This is a genomic window from Methylobacterium amylolyticum (assembly GCF_030700245.1).
Classification (GTDB): Bacteria; Pseudomonadota; Alphaproteobacteria; order Rhizobiales; family Beijerinckiaceae; genus Methylobacterium.
The window spans coordinates 56669-80323 of the sequence record NZ_JAUYZI010000032.1 but is presented as its reverse complement, the minus strand read 5'-3'; the positions used below and the strand labels follow the sequence as shown (position 1 = coordinate 80323).

21 protein-coding genes and 1 tRNA gene are annotated in these 23655 nt (G+C 71.2%); 7 read left to right on the top strand and 15 right to left on the bottom strand.

Annotation, left to right across the window (positions count from 1 at the left end; translation table 11 throughout):
* Positions 1–113 precede the first annotated feature (113 nt).
* Positions 114–190, top strand: a tRNA-Met gene (locus tag Q8W71_RS21370).
* 83 nt (positions 191–273) lie between these two features.
* Here the strand turns inward: Q8W71_RS21370 and Q8W71_RS21365 are convergent.
* Together Q8W71_RS21365 and Q8W71_RS21360 are read right to left on the bottom strand one after the other, a co-directional pair.
* Entirely contained in the window at positions 274–1296 is a 1023-nt protein-coding gene (locus Q8W71_RS21365; protein WP_305527425.1) for a glycoside hydrolase family protein, read from the bottom strand.
* Between the two features lie 97 nt (positions 1297–1393).
* On the bottom strand, positions 1394–2458 hold the full coding sequence (locus Q8W71_RS21360) for a YeiH family protein (RefSeq protein WP_305527424.1): 1065 nt from the start codon (positions 2456–2458) through the stop codon (positions 1394–1396).
* A 135-nt stretch (positions 2459–2593) separates the two neighbouring features.
* Between Q8W71_RS21360 and Q8W71_RS21355 the strand changes: the two genes are divergently transcribed.
* Positions 2594–2833, top strand: a complete 240-nt coding sequence (locus Q8W71_RS21355; RefSeq protein ID WP_305527423.1) for a hypothetical protein — start codon at positions 2594–2596, stop codon at positions 2831–2833.
* 125 nt (positions 2834–2958) lie between these two features.
* Here the strand turns inward: Q8W71_RS21355 and Q8W71_RS21350 are convergent, their stop codons facing one another.
* Both Q8W71_RS21350 and Q8W71_RS21345 read right to left on the bottom strand, forming a co-directional pair.
* Positions 2959–3816 carry an amidohydrolase family protein gene (locus tag Q8W71_RS21350; RefSeq protein WP_305527422.1) on the bottom strand — a complete coding sequence of 286 codons (858 nt, stop codon included), beginning with the start codon at positions 3814–3816 and terminating at the stop codon, positions 2959–2961.
* A gap of 90 nt (positions 3817–3906) precedes the next feature.
* Complete coding sequence (locus tag Q8W71_RS21345; protein WP_305527421.1) at positions 3907–5325, bottom strand: MFS transporter; 1419 nt, start codon at positions 5323–5325, stop codon at positions 3907–3909.
* Positions 5326–5537: 212 nt separating this feature from the next.
* Here Q8W71_RS21345 and Q8W71_RS21340 point away from each other — a divergent pair, with 212 nt between their 5' ends.
* Positions 5538–6419: a polysaccharide deacetylase family protein gene (locus tag Q8W71_RS21340; protein WP_305527420.1), complete on the top strand. Its 882-nt coding sequence runs from the start codon at positions 5538–5540 to the stop codon at positions 6417–6419.
* A 75-nt stretch (positions 6420–6494) separates the two neighbouring features.
* On the opposite strand, the gene Q8W71_RS21335 is transcribed toward Q8W71_RS21340, so the two are convergent.
* Complete coding sequence (locus tag Q8W71_RS21335; protein ID WP_305527419.1) at positions 6495–7319, bottom strand: TrmH family RNA methyltransferase; 825 nt, start codon at positions 7317–7319, stop codon at positions 6495–6497.
* Positions 7320–8469: 1150 nt separating this feature from the next.
* Here Q8W71_RS21335 and Q8W71_RS21330 point away from each other — a divergent pair.
* Both Q8W71_RS21330 and Q8W71_RS21325 read left to right on the top strand, forming a co-directional pair.
* Positions 8470–9588: a replication protein RepA gene (locus tag Q8W71_RS21330; RefSeq protein WP_305527428.1), complete on the top strand. Its 1119-nt coding sequence runs from the start codon at positions 8470–8472 to the stop codon at positions 9586–9588.
* Positions 9589–9792: 204 nt separating this feature from the next.
* Complete coding sequence (locus Q8W71_RS21325; protein WP_305527418.1) at positions 9793–10401, top strand: hypothetical protein; 609 nt, start codon at positions 9793–9795, stop codon at positions 10399–10401.
* A gap of 91 nt (positions 10402–10492) precedes the next feature.
* Here Q8W71_RS21325 and Q8W71_RS32940 read toward each other — a convergent pair whose 3' ends face one another.
* Complete coding sequence (locus Q8W71_RS32940) at positions 10493–11161, bottom strand: uracil-DNA glycosylase (protein ID WP_370875489.1); 669 nt, start codon at positions 11159–11161, stop codon at positions 10493–10495.
* Positions 11158–12306, bottom strand: coding sequence for a nucleoside triphosphate pyrophosphohydrolase family protein (locus Q8W71_RS21320; protein ID WP_305527417.1), 1149 nt, complete (start codon positions 12304–12306; stop codon positions 11158–11160). Before Q8W71_RS21320 ends, Q8W71_RS32940 begins: the two co-directional genes overlap by 4 nt.
* Positions 12307–12443: 137 nt before the next feature.
* Between Q8W71_RS21320 and Q8W71_RS21315 the strand changes: the two genes are divergently transcribed.
* Both Q8W71_RS21315 and Q8W71_RS21310 read left to right on the top strand, forming a co-directional pair.
* Positions 12444–12956 (top strand): hypothetical protein, encoded by a 513-nt coding sequence (locus tag Q8W71_RS21315; RefSeq protein WP_305527416.1) that lies wholly within the window; start codon positions 12444–12446, stop codon positions 12954–12956.
* Positions 12910–13563 carry an Nmad2 family putative nucleotide modification protein gene (locus Q8W71_RS21310; RefSeq protein WP_305527415.1) on the top strand — a complete coding sequence of 218 codons (654 nt, stop codon included), beginning with the start codon at positions 12910–12912 and terminating at the stop codon, positions 13561–13563. Before Q8W71_RS21315 ends, Q8W71_RS21310 begins: the two co-directional genes overlap by 47 nt.
* Before the next feature lie 159 nt (positions 13564–13722).
* On the opposite strand, the gene Q8W71_RS21305 is transcribed toward Q8W71_RS21310, so the two are convergent.
* The 8 genes from Q8W71_RS21305 to Q8W71_RS21270 all read right to left on the bottom strand — a co-directional run bounded on the left by Q8W71_RS21305 (position 13723) and on the right by Q8W71_RS21270 (position 23331).
* Positions 13723–13935 (bottom strand): hypothetical protein, encoded by a 213-nt coding sequence (locus Q8W71_RS21305; RefSeq protein WP_305527414.1) that lies wholly within the window; start codon positions 13933–13935, stop codon positions 13723–13725.
* Positions 13936–13979: 44 nt separating this feature from the next.
* Positions 13980–14705, bottom strand: a complete 726-nt coding sequence (locus tag Q8W71_RS21300; RefSeq protein WP_305527413.1) for a L,D-transpeptidase — start codon at positions 14703–14705, stop codon at positions 13980–13982.
* A 123-nt stretch (positions 14706–14828) separates the two neighbouring features.
* On the bottom strand, positions 14829–15596 hold the full coding sequence (locus Q8W71_RS21295) for an SDR family NAD(P)-dependent oxidoreductase (protein ID WP_305527412.1): 768 nt from the start codon (positions 15594–15596) through the stop codon (positions 14829–14831).
* Between the two features lie 162 nt (positions 15597–15758).
* Complete coding sequence (locus tag Q8W71_RS21290) at positions 15759–19568, bottom strand: hypothetical protein (protein WP_305527411.1); 3810 nt, start codon at positions 19566–19568, stop codon at positions 15759–15761.
* Between the two features lie 262 nt (positions 19569–19830).
* On the bottom strand, positions 19831–20262 hold the full coding sequence (locus tag Q8W71_RS21285; protein ID WP_305527410.1) for a hypothetical protein: 432 nt from the start codon (positions 20260–20262) through the stop codon (positions 19831–19833).
* Positions 20263–20479: 217 nt separating this feature from the next.
* Complete coding sequence (locus Q8W71_RS21280; RefSeq protein ID WP_305527409.1) at positions 20480–22027, bottom strand: SulP family inorganic anion transporter; 1548 nt, start codon at positions 22025–22027, stop codon at positions 20480–20482.
* A gap of 5 nt (positions 22028–22032) precedes the next feature.
* Entirely contained in the window at positions 22033–22743 is a 711-nt protein-coding gene (locus tag Q8W71_RS21275) for a carbonic anhydrase (protein ID WP_305527408.1), read from the bottom strand.
* Between the two features lie 306 nt (positions 22744–23049).
* The gene (locus tag Q8W71_RS21270; RefSeq protein WP_305527407.1) at positions 23050–23331 is read right to left on the bottom strand and encodes a hypothetical protein; all 282 of its coding nucleotides are present in this window, start codon (positions 23329–23331) and stop codon (positions 23050–23052) included.
* Between the last annotated feature and the right edge of the window lie 324 nt (positions 23332–23655).

Below are 23655 nucleotides of genomic sequence, written 5' to 3'. Positions count from 1 at the left end.
AGGCACGGGAGAGTCGGTCGCCGCCAGACCCGCACAACGCAACAACACATCCCCTCTCACGAACACGCCGGACCACGCCGCCCGAACGGGCAGCCCCGGCGCCACACACCTGCCGCGGGGTGGAGCAGCCCGGTAGCTCGTCAGGCTCATAACCTGAAGGTCGCTGGTTCAAATCCAGCCCCCGCAACCAAACACACACACCGACCCAAACCCCGTCCGGCCACGCCGGACGGGGTTTTCGTGCGCGCGACAAACACCAGAACGTCGGTCCTCCTACGGCGTACCCGCCCGCGGAGCCGCCGCGGGATCGGGCGCCGGCCGTGCGAAGCGCCGGGCGACGGCAAAAGTCCGCTTGGGCCTATCGAGGTCGAACAGCAGTCCGAAACGCTGCTCCGCCCCGGGCTCGCGCGCGGCGTCGTCGAACAACTCGTAGAGGATCACCTCGGAAATCAGATCGGCATAGTCCGACCGCACCACCTCCAGGAAGTCGGTGACGGTGGCGGCGCAGGCGGCCGAGTCGCCGTCGTCGCCGCGGTAGATCCCGCCGCAATTGGTCTCCGTGACGCGCACCGGCTTGCCGTAGCGGCGCAGCGGCTCGAGGTAGGTCCGGATCCAGCCGGTCGCCCGGTCCGTGGCGGCGGGATAGTAGTGGTAGGTGATGACGTCGAAGGGCAGTCCCGCCGCCACGGCCCGGTCGAGGAACGGGTAGGTGGTCTTGCCCACGTCGAGACCCTTGCCGCTGGCGCCCGCGAAGGCGGTGACGTTGATCGCGGTCCGGATCGGTCGGCCGGTCTCCGCGGCGGCCCGCTCGACGCCGCGGCGGGCGACGCCCATGCGGCGGATGCTCTCGGCGAAGGTCTCGGCGCCGCGCAGGTTCAGCTCGTTGCCGAGTTCCCAGAGATCGATATCGGCCGCGAACGCCTTCACGAGCCGGTAGACGTCCTCGCTCGTCACGTCGTCGACGTAGAGCATCGGCCGGATGGCGATGCCGTGGCGGCGGCCGAGCGCCACGAGCCGCGCCAGGGTCTCGCGGCCGCGGGCATCGGCGGTGATGTCGACGCGGTAGGTGGTGATTCCGTTCCGTGCGAGCAGAGGGAATGTCGTCTCCGCCGGGTGCCGCAGGTAGGCGCCCGTTGTCCAGTTGTCGTGGCCGTTGACGCCGATCCGCAGGGGCCGCTCGGCCGCGCGCGCGCCGGCCGTCGCCCCGAGCAGGGCGAGGGCGGCGCCCGCCAGACGCGGCAGCGCGGCCCGGGCGCGGGGGAAACGGGACGCCGCCCGGCCTGCGCTCCACAGCATCGGATGAGAACCCTCGCGCGGGACCGACGCGGCCCGGTGCGCCGGAGGATCGGCCGGGCGGCGCGCGGGTGCAATCCGCGGCGAGCACGGGGGCGGATCAGGCGATCCCGAGGGCGCGGATCAGGGCGAGGCTGACGGCGACCAGCACGGCGAGCGAGCCGGTCACCGCGAGGGTCACGCGGCCGCCGACCCGGGCCAGCACCCGCACGTCCACGCCGAGGCCCAGCGCCGCCATCGACAGCACCGTCAGGAAGCCCGCGAGCTGCGTCAGCGGCTTCACCGCGGGGTCCGGCACCAGCCCGAGGGAGCGGCCGGTGGCGAGGACCAGGAAGCCGATGATGAACCACGGCACCAGCTTGGCGAGGCCGGGCCGGTGCCCGGCCGCGCGCGCCGCCCCCTCCGGCGGCAGGCGCGGGGCGATGAGCGAGAACGCCACCACGACGGGGCCGAGCATCAGCACCCGCACGAGCTTGACCAGGGTGCCGACCTGGGTGGCGAGCAGGCCCACCGGCACGGTCGCGGCCAGCACCTGCGGCACCGCGTAGACCGTGAGCCCGGCGAGCACGCCGTACTGGTTGTCGGAGAGGCCGACGAGGGGCACGAACAGCGGCAGCCCCAGCACCATCAGCACGCCGAGCACCGCGGTGAAGGCGATGGCGGCGGCGACGTCCCGTGCCTCGGCGCCGATCACCGGCGCCACCGCGGCGATGGCGGAGTTGCCGCAGATGGCGTTGCCGCAGGCGACCAGGATCGCCATCCGCATCGGCAGGCCGAGGCCCCGGCAGATCAGGACGCTCGCGCCGATGCCGAGCACCACGGTGGCGACGATGCCGGCGAGCAGCGCCGGGCCGGAGGCGAGGATCGCCCCCAGGCTGAGCGAGGCCCCGAGCAGGACCACCGCCACCTCCAGGAGTTGCTTGGCGGAGAAGGCGATGCCGACCCGGAACCGGGCGGGCGGCGCCCAGGCGCTGCGCACGGCGATGCCGATGAGGATCGCCAGCACCAGCGCCTCGACGTAGGGGTGGCTGAAGACATGCTCCTCCAGCGCCTGCGCCGCGACCGCGACGGCGGTGATGGCGAGGCACAGGCCGAGGCCCGGCAGGACGGATCCCGTCCCGGCGGCCTCGGCGGGCGGTGTCTTCGGGGATGCGTCGGGGCTCACGGCACGGCCTCGGGATGCTCCGGGAAGAAAACGGTCGCCGCGCGGTCGAGGCGGAGAAGGAAGCTCTCCCGCGCCGGCGAAGTTCGGAAGACGCATCCATTGCACGGGACGGGTCCGAGCGCGACATTCACGGGCATGCGCACCGCGTCCGACCTGCAGGCCCAAGCGGCCTACGATCCTTTCGGCGAGCCCGTCGCCGAGGGCGTCGCGCGCGCCTGCCCGCCGTCGGCGGGGGACCGCACCGCCCGCCGGATCGGCGGCGCCGTGTTCTGGAGCCTCGCCCTGGCGATCCTCGCCGGCCGCATCTACGCCTCGGACCTGCCGGTGACGCAGACGGTGGCGGTCTACGCCGCGCAGGTCGTCGCCCTCCGCTGATTTTTTTCGATCGCGCCGAGACGGGACGAACGCTCTCCTCCGTCTCAGCCATGTCGCGTCTCTGCCACGTCGCCGCGGGTCGCCCGCGGCGGCGGGCCATCCTCCGCGGCCCGCCGATCCGGTCGTCAACCTGCCAAGCCGAGGCCCAGCAGCCGGTCGGCGTTGCGCCACAGGGCCGCTTCCAGCGCCGCCTCGCTCAGCCCGAGCCCGCGGAAATCCTCGACCCCCTGGCGCATCGGCCGGAACGGGAACGAGGAGCCGAACAGGAACTGGTCGCGCATGAAGCCGTTCGCGGCCTCGACGTAGAGCCGGCCGCCCGGGGCGAAGGTGTACATGTCGGGCGAGACGAACACGTTCGGGTTGCGGAAGGCGACCGCGACCATGTCGGCCACGTTCGGGTAGAAGCCGTGGCAGCAGACGATCGGCAGGTCCGGGAACCGCTTCGCGACGCGGTCCACCGCCAGGGGATCGTTGAGCCGCAGGTCCGGCGTAGTCGGGCCGGACATCACGAAGGCCGGCACCGTCAGTTCCTCGCACAGCGCGTAGAGCGGCATCAGCCGGTCGTCGTCGGCCTTCATCGGGTCGCCGTAGAAGCCGGCATCGAGGTTGACGCCCTTGAAGCCGAGTTCGGTCACCGCGCGGCGCGCCTCCGCCACGGCCGCCTTGCGCCCGAGCTTCACCGGATCGACCGAGGCGACGCCGACCAGCCGCCGGGGCTCGTGCCGGGCGACCTCGGCGAGCGCGTCGTTCGACACCCGCACGCCCGGCACCGAGCGGGCGACCATCACCGCCACGTCGATCCCGGCCCCGTCCATCTCGGCCCGGAATCCCTCGACGGTGGTGCCGCGGGTGAAGTGCTCGACCTCGCGGGAGCCCACCCGCCCGTTCAGCCAGCGGGCGACCCCGAACTCGGGGGTGTCCGGCTCGGCGCCGAAGAACCGGTGCAGGAAGGTCGGCCGGCTGCGCATGTCGACGACGGGCATGTCTGGGGGGCTCCAGCGGGAGGGCAGGGGAGGCGGCGCGCCGATCTCGGTGCGCCGTTGTCGGTGCGCCTTGGAGGTCTCGAAAGAAACCTAGTGCGAGACGTCCTCCAGGACCTTGCCGCGGGTCTCGACGCCGAGCGTCAGGACCAGGGCGGCGGCGATCAGGAACCCGCCCGCGCCGACCTGGAAGGCGGTGGCCGGGCCGTAATTCTGCACCAGCACCGGCACGATCATCGGCCCGAGGATGGCGCCGATGCGCCCGAAGGCCGAGGCGAAGCCGGCGCCCGTGGCCCGCGCCCGGGTCGGGTACAGTTCCGGCGTGTAGGCGTAGAGGCAGCTCCACATGCCGAACATGAAGAACTGCATCACGAAGCCGGACACGAACAGCCACGTCTGGTCGGCCGCGTTGCCGTAGAGGTAGGCCGCCCCCGCCGCGCAGACGAGGAACAGGGCGGTGGTCGGCTTGCGGCCGATCCGCTCCAGCAGCCACGCGGCGGTGGCGAAGCCCGGGATGCCGCCGACCGTGATCAGGGTGACGAAGCCCACCGAGCCGACGATCGAGAAGCCCCGCTCCTTGAGGAGCACCGCGATCCAGGAATTGAGGCCGAAGAAGCCGATCAGGGCGAAGAACCACATCCCGAAGGCCATCAGCGTGCGCACGCGGTAGGCGGGCGAGAACAGGGTCGCCACCGGGTTGGCGCGGGCCACCGGCGCCGCGGCCGAGGGGGCGGCCGAAGTGGCGACCGAGAGGGCGACCGCCGGGGCGACCGGGGGCAGGGGCCGGCCGGTGGCGCGGACGACCTCGGCCTCCATCCCGGCCATCACCGCCTCGGCCTCGGCGTGGCGGCCGCGCTCGGCGAGCCAGCGGGGCGATTCCGGCATGGCGCGGCGCACCAGCAGCACGACGACCGCGAGCAGGCCGACCACCACGAAGGCCCAGCGCCAGCCGAGCCAGGGCAGGATGAAGAAGCTGATCGCCCCCGACAGGACGTAGCCCACCGCCCAGAACCCCTCCATGATCGCGATGTACTTGCCGCGCACCTGCGCGGGCACGATCTCGGAGACCATCGCCTGCGCCACCGGCGCCTCGCCGCCGACGCCGACGCCGATCAGGAACCGGCAGGCCATCAGCACCGGCAGGCTCCAGGCGCCGGCCGCCGCGAGGCTGGCGAGCCCCCAGACGACCATCGTGACCTGGAACACGGCCTTGCGCCCGAACCGGTCGGAGGCGGTGCCGGCCAGGATGTTGCCGACGAGCTGGCCGGCGAAGGTCATCGCCGCGAGCTGGCCGGCCTCGGTGGGGGTGAGCCCGAAGGCGACGACGATCGAGCCGAGCAGGAAGGTGAGCAGCGCCACGTCGATCTGATCGACCAGCCACGCCGAGGCGATCACCGCGAAGACCTTGCGCTGGTAGGCCGACATCGGCAGCCGCTCCAGGCGGGCGGCGATGGCGCCGGTCGCCCCGGCGGCCGCGAGGTCCGGCCCGGGCGGAGGGTCGGCGAGACGCATGGTACGGTCCTTTCGTTCGGGCGCCGACGCCCGTGTCGCGGCGCTGCATGCGACGCCCGCGCCCGCTTGTGAACCCGCGGCACGCCCGTGGGGGGTGTCCCGAGGGCGAAGCCCTCCGGCGGGTCGTCGGGGCAACCCCAACGGCGCAGCGGCGCTGTGCGGACGCGGCCGTCGGCCTATCTCGCTGGCGTTCCCGAGAGGATGTGCGCGACATGCATCACGGCCGCTACGCCTACAGCGCGCTGCCCGACCGGCCGGTCTACGACTGGCCCGGGGGCCGGCGGCTCGCGGTCTACGTCGCACTCAATCTGGAGACCTTCGATTTCGGGTCCGGGCTCGGGGCCGAGCTGGCGCCGGGCGGGCCGCAGCCGGACGTGCTCAACTACGCGTGGCGCGACTGGGGCAACCGGGTCGGCGCGTGGCGGATCCGGGACACCCTCGACGCGCTGGGCCTGCCCGCGAGCGTGCTCGCCAACAGCCGGCTCTACCGGGACTGCCCCGGCCTCGTGGAGGCCTTCCGGGCGCGGGGCGACGAGATCGTCGCGCACGGGCGCAGCAACGCCGAGCGCCAAGGCGACCTTGATGGGGACTTCGACGCGGCCGCCGAGCGGGCGCTGATCGCCGAGGCGACGGCGATCCTCACCCGGGAGGAGGGCAGGGCGCCCGCCGGCTGGCTGGGGCCGTGGATCTCGCAGTCGCGGGTCACGCCGGACCTGCTGGCCGAGGCCGGCTACACCTACCTCCTCGACTGGTGCCACGACGACCAGCCGACCTGGCTCGCCACGCGCGGCGGCGGGCGGATCCTCGCGGTGCCCTACCCCCAGGAGCTGAACGACATCCCGGCGATCGTGGCGCGCCAGGACACGGGCCGGCAGTTCGCCGACGCCCTGACCGACGCGTTCGACGAGATGCTGGCGCAATCGGCCGCCGCGCCGCTGGTGATGGGGATCGCGCTCCACCCCTACATCGCCGGCCAGCCGCACCGCCTGCGGCCCCTGCGGGCGGCGCTCGCCCACATCGCCGGCCATCGCGACCGGATCTGGATCACCACGGCGGGGGCGATCGCCCGGCACGCGGCGCCCCTCGCCGGGTAGAGGGGGCTGCGCTCGTCGGGGCCCTGCCCCGACACCCCGCCGAAGGGCTCGCCCTTCGGGATCCCGGACCTTCGGTCAGGCTCGGCCGAGGGCGTAGAGGGTGATGGCCGCGGCGTTCGAGACGTTGAGGCTGCGGATCGCCCCCGAGAACGGGATCCTCGCCAGCACGTCGCAGCAGCCCCGGGTGCGCTCGCGCAGGCCCCTGCCCTCGGCGCCGAGCACGATCACCAGCGGCCGGGCGGGCGCCAGCGCGTCGAGGCTCACCTCGGCGTCCGAATCCAATCCGACCCGGGTGAAGCCGCGCTCGCCGAGGGCGATCAGCGCCTCGGCGAGGTTGCGCACGGTCACGAACGGCACGTGCTCCAGGCCGCCGGAGGCCGATTTCGCCAGCACCCCCGTGGCGCCCGGCGCGTGGCGGGCGGTGGTGACGATGCCGGTCACCCCGAAGGCGGCGGCCGTGCGCACGATCGCCCCGACATTGTGCGGGTCGGTGATCTGGTCGAGCGCCAGCAGGAGCGCGTCGGCGGGCAGGTCGTCGAGGCCGGGGGCGGGGAGGGGCTCGGCCTCCAGGTAGAGGCCCTGGTGGACCGCGTCGGGCCCCAGCAGGCGGCCGATCTCGGCAGGGCGCACCAGTTCCGGCGCGATCCGCAGGGCGTCGCCGAATTCCTCGGCGAGCCGCGCCGCCGCGTTCTCGCTGGCGAGCAGGCGGTGCAGGCGGCGCTCGGCGTTGCCCAGCGCCTGCACAACCGGGTGCCAGCCGTAGAGCACCGTCACGCCGTCCGGGGCCCCCGTCGGGCCTCCCGCCGCCGCGCGTGACGCCGGGGGCCGCCCGTGCCGGCGCGGCCCTCCGCCGGGTCCCCGCGGGCCGGCGGACGGCCTGTCGTCGCGGCGCCCGCTCATCGCGGCGCGTTCGGGCGGGGGAGGGGGGCAGGCAGCATCGCGGGGGCATCTCCGGAACGGACGACGACCGACAAACCGGCCGATACCGTCCGCGTCAAGCCGGCACGGTGCGTCGGACGAGACCCCCGGAACAAGCTTGGCAATTGGGGATGGGGGTGGGATATTCCTTTCTGATCCCTGTGAATTCCTTTGGAAAGCCGGCTGTTCGATGCCCCGGACGACGCTCCGTCTCACTAGGAAAACTATCAGAGAAGGATTCTTTCAGGAGTCAGTTCGGAAGGTTATATGCCGTGCCGATTTCGCTTGAAACACCAACGCGTTGATCCCATCTCTCGCATCGGACTCTGCGCAGGTCCGCATCGGACTCTGCGTGGCCCCGCATCGGACTCTGCGCGGGAATCGCCCCCCGGCGTATCGGAGTCTGCGGGCCCGCGTATCGGATTCGGCGCGGATTCGCGGGTCCGGCGGTGGACAGCGGGGACGGACCGGGCGGGGCGGGGCGTATCGAACTCTGCGCGGGGCCGGCGCGGGGCGCGGGCCGCCGCAGATCCCGGGGCAGGATCCGGCGCGGCCGGGCAGGGCTCCGGGGTGCCGCGCCGCCCCGGCCGGCCCCGCTCCCGCCGACGGACGCGCCGTTCGCGCCAGCCCCGCCCCCCACCGGTCCACCCCGCCGACGGCCCGCCCCCGAAGCGCGCCTCCAGCCCTGCCCGCCGCCGGCCCCGCCAGCGCGCGCAGCCCAGACCGATCGCACCCGGACAACTCCTCCCGGCGGTCCCCGCCCCCGGGTGCCCCTGCGAGCCCCGTCCGCCCGTGCCGCGATCCCCGCCCGCGCCCGGACCGTTCGCGCCAGCCCCGCCCGCCGCCAGCCCCGCCTGCGCCGGCCCCGCCCGAGCCCGAACCGCCCGCGCCCGGGCCCTTCCCCCTGCGATCCCCGCCCCCGGGCCGCTGGAGCCCCGCCAGCCCGCGCCGCGCCCGATCCGCGCCCGGAGCCACCCCGGGGCCGCCCGAGCCGCTCCAGGGCCTCGGGGAAGCGTGGAAAGCCGGGACAAGCCCCCCGCCCCCGGCGCGGGGTGGGCCGAATCGTGCCATGCCAGGGTCGGGCCCCGCCGTGCCGGGTGGCGCGGGCGTGCAGGGCGGAACCGACGCGGGCATGGGTATCGAGGAGAAGATCGCGGCGATCCGCGACGCGGATCTCGTCGCCGAGGTCGAGGCGGCCCGCGGCGGGTTCCTGTTCGCGCAGATCGTCGAGCACGTGCTCCACCGCCAGCGCCAGCGCGACGCGCAGGTCGTCGTGCAGGGGGCGGAGGCGGCCCGCCGGGCCGGCCTGTCGCGCGACCAGCGCCGCCGGGACGCGGTGCGCCTCGTCATCGAGAACGAGCCGGCGCTGCCGGAAAACCTCCAGCACATCCACTCGGTGCTGGCCCTGTGCGGCCTGCCCTACCGGGATCCCGGGGCGGCGCGGGAGTTCGCGCGCACCTACGGGCGCAACTCGCTGAGCCTCGTGGCCGGGCGGCTGAAGGACCCGGCGACCGGCGCCTTCGAGCCCCAGGGCCTGCCCTACGGCCCCAAGGCGCGGCTGGTGCTGCTGCACCTGTGCACCGAGGCGGTGCGCCAGAGGAGCCCGGTGGTGCGGGTGGCCGACACGCTCTCGGGCTTCATGCGCGAGATGGGCTTCGCGGTCACCGGCGGCGAGCGCGGCACCATCCGCCAGTTCAAGGAACAGTTGAACCGCCTCGCCGCATGCACGCTCCAGATCGGGCTGTGGGACGGGCGCGACAGCGCCACCACGCTGACCATGCCCCCCTTCCGCAGCCTGGAGCTGTGGCGGGCGCGCGGGCCCGAGGAGGAGGAGGGCGGCGCCCGCACGGTGCGGTTCGACCCCGAATTCTACGAGACCCTGGTGCGCCACGCCCTGCCGGTGGACGTGCGGGCCGCGCGCGCCTTCGCGGGCTCGGCGCGCAAGCTCGACCTGCTGTTCTGGACCGGGTACCGGCTGCGCGCCCTGCAGCGGCCGCTGCGGCTCACCTGGGCCAACCTGCACGCCCAGTTCGGGGCCGAGAACGCCTCGATCCGCAGCTTCCGGCAGGCGTTCAAGGCCGACATCGCGGCGCTGGCCGAGGTGTTTCCGCGCCTGCCGCTGGCGCTCGACGACGGCGGCCTGACCCTCAGCCCGGCCGATCCGAGCGCCCTGCTGGTGCCCCCGCGCGCGGGCGGCGCCAAGGGAACGAAGCCCCGCCGGCAGGGAAATTCTCTGATTTCCCAGGGCTGAGCCAAGATCGAGCCAATACCGAGCGCGGCGCGGACGCGGTGACCGCCGGACGGACGCCGGACCCGCCGCATTCCCTCGGGCGCGCGAGCGCCGCGCGGACTGTTCCCTATGGGAAGACAAAGGGAATGAACGCCGGACGAGTTACGGACCGGTCCATTCCGTGCTAGGCGTTCCGTTCGTTTCAGGGAATGGACGGGGGCGGGGATGGGTCCGTCGGAGGCCGAGATCGCGGCGCGGCTGGCCGAGCTGCGGCGGCGTCGGGAGGCGATCGACCGCGAGATCGCCGACCTGCTGCTCTACCTCGAACTCGGCCGGCGGCTGAGCGGCGGGGCGGAGCCCGGTCCCGCCCCGCCGGAATCCCCCCCGGCCGGCCGGGGCGCGGGGGCGCCCGGTCCCGAGGCGGGGCCGACGGCATCGTCGGCCGCGTCGTCGGCCGCGTCGTCGGCCCTGGCCCCGGCACCGGGGCCCGCCCCGTGGCCGTCTCCCGCGGGCGCGCCCGCGGCGGCGCCGGGCGGGGCGGGCGGGCTGCCGCCGGCGGTGGCCTTCGCCGACGATCCGGCGGCGGCGCGCCGCTACGGCCGGGCGCTGGTGGAGGCGGCTTGCGCGGTGATCGCCCGGGCGGGGGGGCCGGTGCATGTCAGCGCGATCCTGCCCCACCTCCTGGCGCAGGGCTTCACCGTGCCGGGGGCCGATCCGGTGGCCGCCCTCAACACCCGCCTGTGGAAGCGCTCCGGCCCCGGCGGCCCGCTGATGCGGCTCGGCGACGCCACCTACGCGCTGATGCCCGGGCCGGAGGTTGTCGAGGGTCCGTGAGGGCCCCCGGCCGCAATCGGGGTTTCGAAAGGGCGCGCCCTTTCGCGGGTGCAGGGCGGAGCCCTGCGGTCTCGGGCCATGTGACGACCCATCAAATCAAAGATCGCTGCAATTCACTTTTGGATCGCACGGGTAACCTATATAACTCAGTCATGCGGGCAAGAAACTCACCTTGGCCTCCGTAGCTCGGGTGGCGGACCCGCTCGGCTTGGATGCCAAGGTCCGCCAAGGCGGCTTCGGCATCACGCCCAATAGCTACGAGAGTCTTGGGGCGGAACTCTGCAACCAACCATTCCAAGAAGTGACGGGACGCCTCCCGCTCAGAGCGGTTGTGGCAGCGGTTGGACAGTGGGCCCGCGGCGCCGTGCGGATGAAGCGGGAACACGTTCCAAAGAAAGACGGGCCGCCCCACACCGCTCAAGATTTGCCAGACCGCCTTGGCCGTGCGTTCGGTTACAATTGGGCCGCGTGTGGCCCGGGCCAGAGGCAAACTTCCGTAGAGCCCAGCGTGAGCCGACAGATGTGCCTCATCAGTTAATGCTAAACCGGTACGGCGCCCACCGCGATATCCGAGATCGCGTGCGACCCATATCGAGTCGACTCCCTTGCTGATAGCTGCTTCCAAGACGAGGCGTAGGTTCTCCCTGCGGACACGCGGCGCGTCGGCCCCATCGAATTCTGGGCATGACTGTGCATAAGGGTTGAAAGTGTCTGGGAAGCGAAGCGCCGCCAAGTCGTCGATAAAAGCGTTAGGTGTCATGCCGGAATGTCCTCGACGGACAGCCTGCGCCCGTCGAGATCGAGTCGCAGGCGCCCACCTCGCTTCTCGCGCAGGAACCGGAAGGCTTCGTTACCGGCGAGAATGGCTTCCTCCCAGAGCCAGAGTGGGCATGCTTCGACCTCGTAGCCCCTTACGAACTGTCGAACCGACTTGAGGAACCCGAAGCCAAGATCACCCGGGCGTTGCCCCTCGAAAAAATCCAGGCGCTTAGCTTCCCCGAACACGAAGGTTGCGACACCTTCCTCGATTAAGATCGCCCGCGCTCCATCCTCCCCTTCGTCGACTCGCGCCTCGCTTTTTCGCTTTTGACGGAATAGTGCACGTGTGACCGGTGACCAACCGAGGATCGCGGCGTATGCATAGTGGAATGCATCATGAAAGCGGTAGTCGTCCGGCTTCATGATGTTGTCGGTCAAGCGATCCCCAATGAAGATACCGTTGCATCGCTGCACAACATACCGCTTGTTGTTGCCGCCTGTTCGCTCAAAGAGATCAACCACCAAAGACCGCGGAAGACGTTCCTCCTGGGGGAAGGACTCATCGAATAAGGGTGGGATCGCCCGTTCCGTCGGCCAGCGATCCTCTGCCTTAGCGAGGTTGCGCTTTGCCGCCTGCTCCAAGGTGATGCCTGCTTCGTCGGCTGCCGAAGTGAGTGTGTCGAAGATTCCAGAGAGAAGCTCACGTAGCGCGGGATCTCCAGTAAAATTGCCGCGACCACCGAGTGAAGCGATGCGGCCAACCTCTCCGGCCAAACGGAGTAGCGTGCGTTCGAAAGCCACGGTGGGTGTCTGTAGTGCCAACGTCTGCTGTGGTTGTAGTTCGGCGAAGGTCGGGTCTGTCCCCTCTTTAGCTCTGTCTCCGGCCACGTCTGATAGCAAAAGGCCCGCGTGATGCGACAGCACTGCTAGATACCAAAGCACATCGCCCATTTCCTCGACAACGCTCGCCTCGTAGCCAAGGTAGGAACGGGCGTCGCGTTGCTTCTTCTTGGTTTCACTAAGTAGGCTGCCAATCTCACCAACCAATCCGAGGACAGCAAGGTCTATACCACCACCGATTTTTGTCCGGTCTGAACGGATCGCAAGCCTCTGATACCCATCCAAAGTGATCATCGTCTGAGCCACGTCGTCAGCCCTCCCGCGCGATTGAGGTCGGAGCGGCGATGTCGCCCCGGGTCTTGTCATCTCTCCCAGGCATTACCACCTAGAGTCCACTTTGTCCCGCGCGACACAGCGGCCGGACCGACAGGAAGGTGGATCCGATGCCCAAGGTTCGAATCATCGGTCCCATCGACGGCGAAATGCGCGAAGCCTTGACAAGGCTCCTAGGTGATGCGGGCTGCGAGATTCTCGACGATTCAACGCCTGAATCGGTGAAAGAAGATGTCGAGCAAGATCACGTCGGTGACGATATCGAAGAAATTGAAGAGGCAAAACCTTTATCGGTTGAAGCGGAATGCTCTGCGGAGGCAGTGCCAGAACGCGATGAGGACGCGGCCATCATTGTTTTGACGCCTGAATGCCTTGCCGACGGAAATTTGGAGAAGACTATGCAGGGGGCGGCCGCGCGCGGATGTCATGTTGTTGGGGTATGGCCCCCCGAGACGGTAGATCAGGATTTGCCGCGTCCGTTCGAAGATTATGGTGGGGATACCGTCATTTGGGATCTCGGCAAAATTCGAGATGTCGTCTCGCGGCCAGACACACGACCAACTTGGTGTCTCCCGGATGACCAACCGCGTACAGAGCGGCAACTCAAGCGCAACAAGTGCTGATATGGCTGCCCGACTCCACTCTTATGTCGTAGACCACGACCTTGGGTTTGCGCCTAATCCTTTCCACCGCATCTGTACGCTGGCGGCGTGCAAGCCAAGGATTCGAAAGCATGCGCAGTCTGGCGATTATATCGTCGGAACAGGCTCCGCGGCGCATAATTTGGCGGGCCGAATCATCTACTGGATGCGAGTGGACGAAATCATCACCTTCGAAGAATATTGGAGGGATCCAAGGTTTTTTCGAAAGCGCCCAGTTCTTTCTGGAAGTCGTATGCAAATATATGGCGATAATATTTACTCGAAGCGTGCGGATGGCACCTTCGAGCAGGCTGACTCGTTCCACAGTGAGCCGGGAGGAGTCACCAGTCATTCCAACCTTAAGCGCGATACTGCTTATACCGAAAACGTTCTCATTGGCCGTGAATATGCCTACTGGGGTGGGTTTGGACCAAATCTTCCAAGCGAACTCAAAGACATAGCACACGGTACTCAAGGTCACAAAAACAAAAGCATACAGCCCGAGATTGTGTCCGATTTCATTTCATGGGTGCGCGGCATGCCAGACCGCGGCTTCCTGGGACGGCCCGCCAACTGGCCACCTCTCTAAGTCATCTGGAGTAAGGATAGCTTTCGCGATATTTGGTCCAAGGATGGACCATGCGGGCGACTATATGGATGTTACCGCCGCCGGCAGGACGACCACCCCCGTCTTGACCAGGGTGTGGGCTTGGCGGGGCGTCGGCACGTCATCTCCCGGCCCAAGGTTTCACTGTCCCGGGCGTCGCGCCTGGACGCCGACGCGCGCTACTCCGCCGCCTCTACCGAAGCCGAGGTGTACCTGCCGCGTGAGCGACGCGGGATCGAACGGCAGGCCGCGCACGACGGCGCGGTGGGCCGTCTCCAGTTCCGCCGGGGTCACGGCGGGCTCCATGAACCGGAACGCGCTCTCCCGCCTCCGCCCCATCGCGCGGAGCGTCACGGTCTCCGGAAGCGGGGCAGGCCGCGACCCCCCGCGGCGTGTCCCTACGCCGGCAGGACGACCACCTTCGTCTTGACCGGGGTGCGGGCGTAGAGGTGGATCATGTCCTGGCTGAGCAGGCCGACGCAGCCGCTGGTGATGCCGCTGCCGATCGTGTCCGGCTCGCTGCTGGCGTAGATCGTGTAGAGCGTGTAGGCGCCGTTCTGGTAGAGGTGCAGGGTGCGCGCGCCGAGCGGGTTGTCGAGGCCGCCGGGCATGCCGCGGGCGTACTTGGCGGCCTCGGGCTGGCGGCGGATCATCTCCTTGGGCGGCGTCCAGGTCGCCCACTCGGACTTGCGCCCGACATAGGCGTTGCCGTTCCACAGGAACCCCTCGCGGCCGACGTTGGCGCCGTAGCGGGTCGCGGCCCCGTCGCCCTCGATCCGGTAGACGTAGTAGTTCCTGGGGTCGACGACGATCGTCCCGGGGGCTTCCTGGCTCGCGTACTGGACCGTGCGGCGGTAGTATTTCGGGTCGACCTTGCTGATGTCGACGGCCGGGATCGGGAACTTCTCGTCCGGCATCGGCCCGTAGAGCCGGGTCGCCTCGGCCAGCATCAGGCCGTCGGAGGCGCAGCCGGCGAGCCCCAGCGCGCCGAGACCCGCGCCCGCGCCGACGAGGAACGACCGCCGGTCGAGGCCGCGCGCCCGCGGCCCGTCCTGCGTGTGCGGGTCCTGCGTGTGCCGGTCCCGCGCGTGCGGCGCTCCGGCCTCCCCCCTGTCCCTGGTCATGCGTCCGGACCTCCCGTGTCCTGCGGCCGGCCCGGATGAGCGGTGCGGCGCCCGGCCCGACTGGCAAGCTCGGCCATTGCGTCGAGAGTATGGCCGAGCCCGCCCGGGACGGGCGGCGGGGCCCTACAGGCAGGCGCAGAGGCCGCCGTCGACGGTGAGGACCGAGCCGGTGATGAACGACCCGGCCTCGGCGGCGAGCAGCAGCGCGGGCCCGGCGATCTCCTCGGGCCGGCCCCAGCGCGCCAGCGGGACGCGCGCCGCCCGCCAGCGCTCGAACGCCGCGTCGTCCCGGAACCCGGCGGTCATGTCGGTCTCGACGTAGCCCGGCGCCAGCGCGTTCACGAGGATGCCGTGGGGGGCGAGTTCGAGCGCCATCTGCCGCGTCAGCCCGATCAGGCCGCTCTTGGCGCTCACGTAGGCGGTGCCGGGCGTGCGCAGCGCGAAGGCGGAGGCCACCGACGCGACGTTGACGATCCGCCCGGGCGCCCCGCGCGCGACCAGCGCCGCCGCGAAGGCCTGCGACAGCGCGAAGGCGCCGGTCAGGTCCGCGCGGCAGACGCGCTCGAAATCGGCGAGCGTCAGGGCGAGGGCCGGGGCGCGGACCGAGACGGCGGCGCCGTTGACGAGGATGTCGAACGGCCCGTGGCGCCCGGCCGCCTCCGCGAAGGCGGGGGCCAGGGTGTCCGGCGCGGCGAGATCCATCACCTGCGTGCCGACCCGGGCCCCGTCCGCCCGCAGGGCCGCGGCGGCGGCCTCCAGGGTCTCGGGGGTGCGGGCGGCGAGCACGATCTCGGCCCCGGCCTCCGCGTAGAGCGCGGCGATGGCGCGGCCGATGCCGCGGCTGCCGCCGGTCACGAGCGCGCGGCGGCCATCGAGGCGGAAGCGGTTCACGGGTCTGCCCTCGCCGGCTCCCGGATCGATCCCGGGGCTCGGCGGGACGATGCCCCGGCCGCGGGGGCGCTGTCACGCCCGTGCCGCGTCGGGCGATGCCACCGACGCGCCGATGCCCGGGACGGGAGATGCAGGGACTTCCCGCGACGAAGCGGTCCGCCGTCACTCGAACCGGCTGTTGCGCTCCCTCTCCCGCTCTCGCTCCCGGCGGCGCTCCCGCTCGATCCGGCTTCCGAACGCGAGGCGCGCCGTTTCCAAAGGACCGGAGAGGACTGGCAAGGCAGCGATGTCGAGACTGTCGAGCAGATCAAGTCGGATCTGCATTTCGGCCGCCAGCGATCCGCTCCACTCGTTGGGGCGGAGACGTTCGATGATCACATCGAAGACTGCGACGGGATCGGATGCTCCGGACAGGAGACGCAACGCCAAGTCCGTCCAGGCGAGCCGGGTCGTATCGCGGGGCCGCGTGAAGAGTTGTGTGAAGGTTGCCGCCAAGGGGTAACGTTCGGCGGGAGCGTGGTCGCACCACGCTATCACAACCTCGTCCGGCACCCCGCTCATCAGTGATTTTCCGGGCCGCGGATGTTTCCTCAGTTCATGGATGATTCTGGTTCGCTGGATCTCATTCCCCGAGAGCAATGCGTTCAGGGCTTCGATCGGTTGAACCGCCATCAGCGCTCGAATGAGATCATCGTACGGATAGGAACTCATGCTGTTGCTGGAAATCGCGTACATGAGCGCACGGCTCAGGTCTCGGGCGATGACCCGCCCTGCCTCGTCCGCGAGGAACACGCGGGCGATCAGGGCCAGTTCGCGATCATCGCGTTCGGTGCGCCGATCTTCGCGTACGAACCGGACAGCCGACAGGAATGCGCGCCCGACCTCGGCGAGAGGACGGCCGACCTCACGGTTGGCCCGCCGATCGGCGTGCAGGCGCATGTAGAGAATTCGTCGCGCGACGGCGTCGCCGCCCTCGGCATCCGCAATTCTGAGAAGCAGGAGCTTCAGTTGAGCTTCGGTGAGGTCGTTACAGGCACCGCCGTAAGCGAGGATTGAGAACAGCCAAATCGGCGCGACGCCTGCATCAAGCGCACGGTGGAGCCGCGTCAGGGCCGCGTCATCGAGCGGGAGGCCGCCTTGCAGGTGCGGGAACCAGCACGCGAGGACCGGATCCTCGATCGCCTCATCGAGGAGGGCGTCGGCGAGACCGGCATCACGGCGCTGGAGGCCTGACAGGAAGCAGCGCAGGACAACCAAGCTGGGGTCGCACACGGCGCCTGTCTGTTCGACCAGGGCACGCCACACGGTGCGGGGTGCGCCGGCCGTACGGGCCATGCTCTCGCCGAAAGTGCAGAGATCATCGCCGCTGCCGCCCGCCAGTTCCGGCAACAGCGCCTGGAATGCCTCATCGTCAGCCAGGACTTCAGCCGCCAAGCGCTCTATGGCCGCTGCCCGCCGCTGCGTCGCAGCGGCATCGTCTTCGTCGACCGCGTCCCAGTGGTCGAGATGGCTGCCGCGGCCGTCCGAGCCCAAGACGAGACTGCGGACCCGATCGACCAAGCTTCGTGGCCGGAGCAGATCTTCCAGCGCAGCGAGGTCGGCCAGCGTGTCCGACGAGATCTCGTCGCGCAGGGAGATGCGGGTGAGTCGCACGGCGTCCCAGCCCGCATGCCAGAAGCCTCGGGCGCGCGTCACGGCGCGGGTGAACCGTGTCAGCGTTTCGGCTTGGCCGCCTCTGATCCACAGACCGGGGAAGGCATCGGCGACGACCTTCCGTACCTCTTCCGCGACGATATGCTCCGACAGTGCGAAGCCTTCCGCCAACTGGAGCCCGGCGGCGTACCAGTCCCTCACCTCTCGCTCATCCCGTGGCTGGAGGCCGAAGCCGCGGGAGCGTGCGCCGAACGCGAATTCGTGGCTCGACGAGAAAGAATCGGTCCTCAGGAGCGCGCCCAGCAATCTGACGCCGAGGGACCGCTCGAGGTCGCTCTCGGTATGGAGCAGGCGCTCCACGATCCTCAGCCGTGCATCCAGGGGGGCTTCGGTCCCCGACAACACGATGTGGAACAAGGCTTCCAGGATATCGCCAGCGTGCTCGCTCAGCCGATGTTCTTCTCTTGGTAGTCGCGCCATCCTGACGAGCAACGCAACTGAACGCTCGAAATGCCCGGCGTCGTAGGCGAGCGAGCGCATGAGGCGGATGAGGGGCGTGCAGCGCCGCAGCGCATCCTCGTCCGCGTTGCCGAGCGCGCCTTCCAGCGCGGTCAGGACCGCGTCCGGCGCGACCGGGGCGACGTTGATCAGCACCGCGACGCCGAGTTCACTGAGATGCGCCACATCGGCGAGCGGACCGCCCGGTGCGAGCCAGGACCGGACGATGGCCTGCGCCTCGGCGCTGCCGTCGAGGTAGCCGAGGCGTCGCGAGAACGAGCGCAGGACGCGCGCCGAGGCACCCTCGACGAGGGCTGCGAGCAGCCGCGACCGCGGGATGTCTTCGAGTGCGGCGGCCGCGAGGCGGTTGGCGACGGCGTGCGGCAGCACCGCCCGCCAGGGCCCGCGCGCCTGCACCAGTTGCCGGCGCTTCAAAGCCACCACGGCGGCGCGCACGGCCTCGGCCGGGCGGCCGATCAGGCCGCCCAGAATCGGCAGTTCGGCCGTCTCACCGTCCAGCGCATCCCCCTCGAAGGAGTAGAGCAGGGCACAGGCCTGCGCGATGCTCAGCAGCGAGGCGTCCGGGTCGTTCCGCTGCTGGAACAGCCGCCGGAACAGCTCCTTATCACCAAGGCTTGCCACCGTGCCGTGCTTTGGCGCGACACCGGCCAGTGCCAGGGCGATGCGCGCGTTGCCGCCCGAGAACTCGGCGACGGTGCGCGTATCGACCTCCGACAGGGCAGGAAAGCGCCGGGCCACCAGCCGCGCGATCACCTCCGGTGACGAGGTGTCGAGGGCGAACACCGCCGTGTCCTCGGGCTCGCCGTCCTGGATGTCGTACTCGATCGTGAGCAGGCTGACCGTGCTGTCGGCGGCCGTGACGATGTCGGCGAGGCGGCGGTGGGTCTCCGGCGGGCAGTTGTCGACGATCAGGATCGCGCGGGTGCGCCCGGTGATCAGATCGGCAGTGAGCCCTCCGGGCTGCGGGTCGGGCTCGTCGGCGATGTCCGTATAGACCGCCAGCGATGGATCGAGGCCGTCGCGGCCGACGGCCGGATCGAACAAGGCTTCCGCGAGCCGCGTCTTACCCACACCCGACAAGCCGACGAGCCGCACGGCCTGACCCGGTCTGCGCAGTGCGGCCCGCATCCGGTCGATGCCGTCCGCCGCGGTCAGGCCGTCGCCCTCGCCCACGCTACCGGTATGTATGCGCGCCGCATCGTCGAGGAGATAGCCGGCCTCGACGCCCGCGAGTTGACGCGACCAGGGGCCGAAGGATTGCCAGCCGCGCAGCGATCGGCCGATCCGCGCGCGGACCCATGGGATCAGTCCCGGGTGATCACGGACCCAGGTCGCGACGCGCCCGCCGTCGTAGTAGTCGAGACCGAGGCCGGACGCGAACGGCGCAGCGTTCACCGCCTGGCTCATCGCCGCCTTGCGGTTCTTCAGCACGGCGTCGGAAACCTTCGCGTTCGCGCTGACGATGACGTAGGCGCCGCCCGCGGCAGCCAACTCGACGAGCGCCGGCCGCAGAATGCCTCCCGGCCGCATCTCCTTCGAGATCCCGGCTCCGGCGAGGTCGGACTTCTTGGACTGGAAGGCGGTGACGGGCCTCGGGATGAAGCCGTCGATGGGTGTGTCCTGCGGGAGCGCGACGCGGACGTCCACGCCGCCGTCGGGGGCGTTCTGATCACCCCCCGCAGTCACCGCGGAGGTCGGCAGGTTGCGGCGGCGCAGATCCGCCTCGCAGAGCAGGCCGAGAAGCGTGCGGAGGTCTTCGTCGCTCAGCGCGGCGATGTCGCTGCCCGTGATCTCGAACATGAAGGGCGCCGCTGCTGACCCGTCCGCCGGTAAGATATGCCTTGCCGGCAGGTTATGTCGCTTCCGTCCGAATCGGTCGGCGATCCGGGCCTACGCCGCGAGCGGCAGCGATGCGACCCAGGGCAGCGCGCGGTCTCCGACGTTGGCGCCGCTGGATTGCTTCGCTGCCGCTCGCAAAGACGGAGAGCGGCGATGCCGACCCCTTCAACCGGAAACCGCATCACGGGGTTCGCCCGCTCGAAACCCGGATTTTCCGCGCCGGTCAGTTCATCAGGCAGAAGCCCGCGCCGGTGCCGATCCGGCGGCCGGGCGGGCAGGGGCGGCGGCCGGAGGCGGGCAGGGTGCCGGTGGTCTCCGGCTCGGTGCCGCGCAGGCGGATCGCGTCGAAATCCGCGCGCCCGGGCTGCGCAGGCCCGGTCTTCGCGTCCGCCGGCTCGGACGTCGCCGCCTTGGCGGGGGATCTGGACGCGGGGGGCCTGGACTCGGGGGACTTCGCCGCGGGGGCCTTGGACGCAGGGGCCTTGGATGCGGGAGCCTCCGCCGCGCGGGCGGCCTCCCGGGCCGTCACCGGGCTCGTGGCGATCGGCAGGGTGGCGACGCGCAGCACCGCCGCGGCGCCGGCGAGCGCGGGGCCGGTGACACCGAAGCAGGCCAGTCCGAGAAACGCGGCCGGGACGATCCAGGGGCGGGGCATCGCGGGCGGCTTCCTCGGCATCCGCCGGCGGCTCCGGTCCGGCGGTGGCGCCACTCTGCGGCGACGCGCTTAAGGGGCGGCGAAGATTCTGGGTTGACGGTCCGTTGACGGATCTCCGGAAGCGACCGCCGCGAGCGTCTTGCCGGGGGAACGCGCGAAGGCCGGGCCGCGCGGGGTCGCGCGGCCCGGCCTCGGGGCCTCTCGGGGGCGGGGGCGCTCAGTGCGCCGGGGCCGCCACCACCGCCGCCAGCCGGTCGTGGGGGGCGCCGGAGCCGCCCACCACCGCGATCCGGGTGCCGGACGCCGCCCGCCGGCTCGCCCAGTCGCCGATCACCTCCAGGCAGGTGTGGTCGATGGCCGAGAGGTCGCGGGTGGCGAGCCGCACCTCGCCGCCCTCGGGGGTGCGCTCCAGCGCCTCGGTGAGCCCCGGCAGTTGCAGGAAGGTCGCGCCCCCCGACAGCCGCAGCTCCGGCACCCCGGCGGTCTCCGGGGCGGCGGCGTGCTCGATCCGCAGCCGGCCGCGGGCGAGCGCCGGCAGCGACTGGAGCAGGGACAGGCCGAGCCCGGTGAGCACGCCGGTGAGCAGGTCGGTCGCCACCACGGTGACCAGCGTCGCGAGCCAGATGCCGGCGGTGAGCCAGCCGTAGCGCTTGCGCAGGTGCAGGGCGTGGCCCGGGCCGACGAGGCGCCAGCCGGTGACCACCAGGATGCCGGCGAGGGCAGCCGTCGGCACCAGGGTCAGCACCCAGGGCAGGGCGACGAGAAAGGCCAGGATCCAGGTGCCGTGCAGCACCGTCGAGGCCCGGCTCACGGCGCCGGCCTGGACGTTGGCCGAGGAGCGCACGATCACCCCGGTCATCGGCAGGCCGCCGATCAGCCCGCAGACGAGGTTGCCCACCCCCTGCGCGCCGAGCTCCCGGTCGTAGCGGGTGCGCGGCCCGTCGTGCATCCGGTCGACCGCGGCGGCCGAGAGCAGGCTCTCGGCGCTCGCCACCGCGGCGATGGTCAGCGCCATCACCAGGATCGCCGGCTCGGCGAGCCGGCCCCAGGCTTCGGGGGTCGGCAGGGCGAGGCTCGACAGGATGGCGTCGGGCACCTCGACCCGCTTGACGTCGAGGCCGGCGAGCACCGCCGCCAGGGTGCCCGCGAGCACCCCGATCAGGGCGCCGGGCAGCATCTTCAGCCGGGCCGGGCGGACCCGCTCCCAGCCGATCATCGCCGCGATGGTGATGAGCCCGACCGCGACCGCGCCCGCCCGGTTGCCCTCGCCGGAGACGAAGTTGAAGAACGCCGCCGGGATCGCCACGAGGTTGTCGAGGCCGCTCGGGTGGGGCAGGGCGTCGGTGAGCACGTGGAGCTGGCCGAGCACGATCAGCACGCCGATGCCGGCGAGCATGCCGTGCACCACGGCCGGCGAGATCGCCCGGAACCAGCCGCCGATCCGCAGGAAGCCGGCGACGAGCTGGAGGGCGCCGGCCAGCACCAGCACCGGCCCGAGCGTCTCGAGCCCGTGGGCGCGCACGAACTCGAACACGATCACCGCGAGACCCGCCGCCGGGCCGCTCACCTGGAGCGGCGCCCCGGCGATCAGCCCGACGAGGATGCCGCCGACGATGCCGGTGATCAGCCCCCGCTCCGGGGGTACGCCGGAGGCGATGCTGATCCCCATGCACAGCGGCAGGGCGACGAGGAACACCACGAACGAGGCGGGCAGGTCCCGCTTCAGATTCCGTCGGAGCGTCGCGAGGCCGTGGATGGCGGGCATGGCGCTCACTCCGCGGCCCAGGTGGCATGGGCCGGGGCGAGTTCGGGCACCGCCATTCGCACGGCGGGCGCCTGCGCCACCGGCAGCGCGCTCTCCCCGGTGATCGCCCGGAACCGGCCCTCGGGGCCGTCATAGGCCAGGAGCGCGCCGGTCTCGATCTCGAAGAACCAGCCGTGCAGGCGCAGCGACCCCTTGGCGAGGCCGGCGGCGACGCTCGGGTGGGTGCGCAGGTTGGAAAGCTGCACCACCACGTTCTCGAGCGCCAGCGCCCGGTGGCGGGTCGCGGGGTCGAGCCCCTCCGGATAGGCCTCGCAGACGATCCGGTCGGCGGCCTCGGCGTGGCGCAGCCACGCGGCGACGTTGGGCATCGCCCGCAGCGCGCCGGGGTTCATCAGCCCCTTCATCGCCCCGCAATCGGAGTGGCCGCAGACCACGATGTCGCGCACCTTGAGCGCCACCACCGCGTACTCGATCGCCGAGGAGACGCCGCCGACGTGCTCGGAGGCCGGGGGCACGATGTTGCCGGCGTTGCGGCAGACGAACAATTCGCCCGGGCCCGCCCGGGTGATGGTCTCGGGCGCCACCCGGGAATCGGCGCAGGCGATGATCAGCGCGCTCGGGCTCTGCCCGTCGCGCACGAGCTGCTGGTACATCCGGCGCTGGCCGGGGAAGACGCTGTCCTGGAAGCTCGCGAGCCCCTTGATGATGCTGTCCACGCGGGTCCTCTGCGTCTGACGGGTGTGTCTGGAACAGGGTGTGTCTGGAACGGCGGCCCGCGGCGGGCCGGCGGGGGCGCCGCCGACGCGGCCGGGCCCGCCCGGTGGCGGCCGGGCGGGCCCGTGTGGCGGTGCGATGGGTCGTCCTGCGGGGGCCGGCTCCGACGCGCGCCGGACCGGCCTCCGATTCGGCGCGAAGCGCGCCTAAGCAGGTTTCGCCGAAGTGGTCGCCGGTTCGGCGCCGAAAACCTGCGATCCCTTAAGGATCTAAGCGGGTGAAGCGTTGGCGTGCCAACGCGAACCTGCTTAGCGGCCGCGGGTGCCCGAGGCCCAGTGCGGGGCGATCACGTCGCGGCGGGCGATCGCCCGGTGGCCGTCGTGGAACATCGGCGCGCCCAGGAGCTGGCCGGAGCCGCGGCGCTGCGAGTGGAGCGAGCGGGGGTCGTGGTAGGGGTCGCTGACGTAGCTGCTCATGAAGCCGCCGCCGGCGGCCTGCCGGTCGCCGCCGCCGCTCTCGCCGGCCTGGGCGGCGACGGGGAAGGCGAGGGCGGCGGTGAGGAGGGCGAGGGTCGCGAGGCGGCTGGTCATCGAATGTCCCTTTCCGGATCGTGCTCCGCGCCGGGCCCCTGCCCTGCGCCGATGACCGGAACTTAGGGAAATACTTTCGAAGATGATGTGCGGTTGCGCACAGTATATAGGGAAGTATTTTAATCCACGATCGGACAATTACTGCGTGCGCTGGCACACATCGCCGGATTAGAGCCCATAAGCAGGGGGATTAAGCCCGGCGCGGTCGCGTTGGCGGGGTCGCCGGCGGCCGGCAAAGCTTGGCCGTCCGAGCGGGCGCGCCCTCGGGGCGCGGCCCGTCCCATGCCGGCCGGCGACGAGGACCCCGCATCGCCGGCTGCCCCC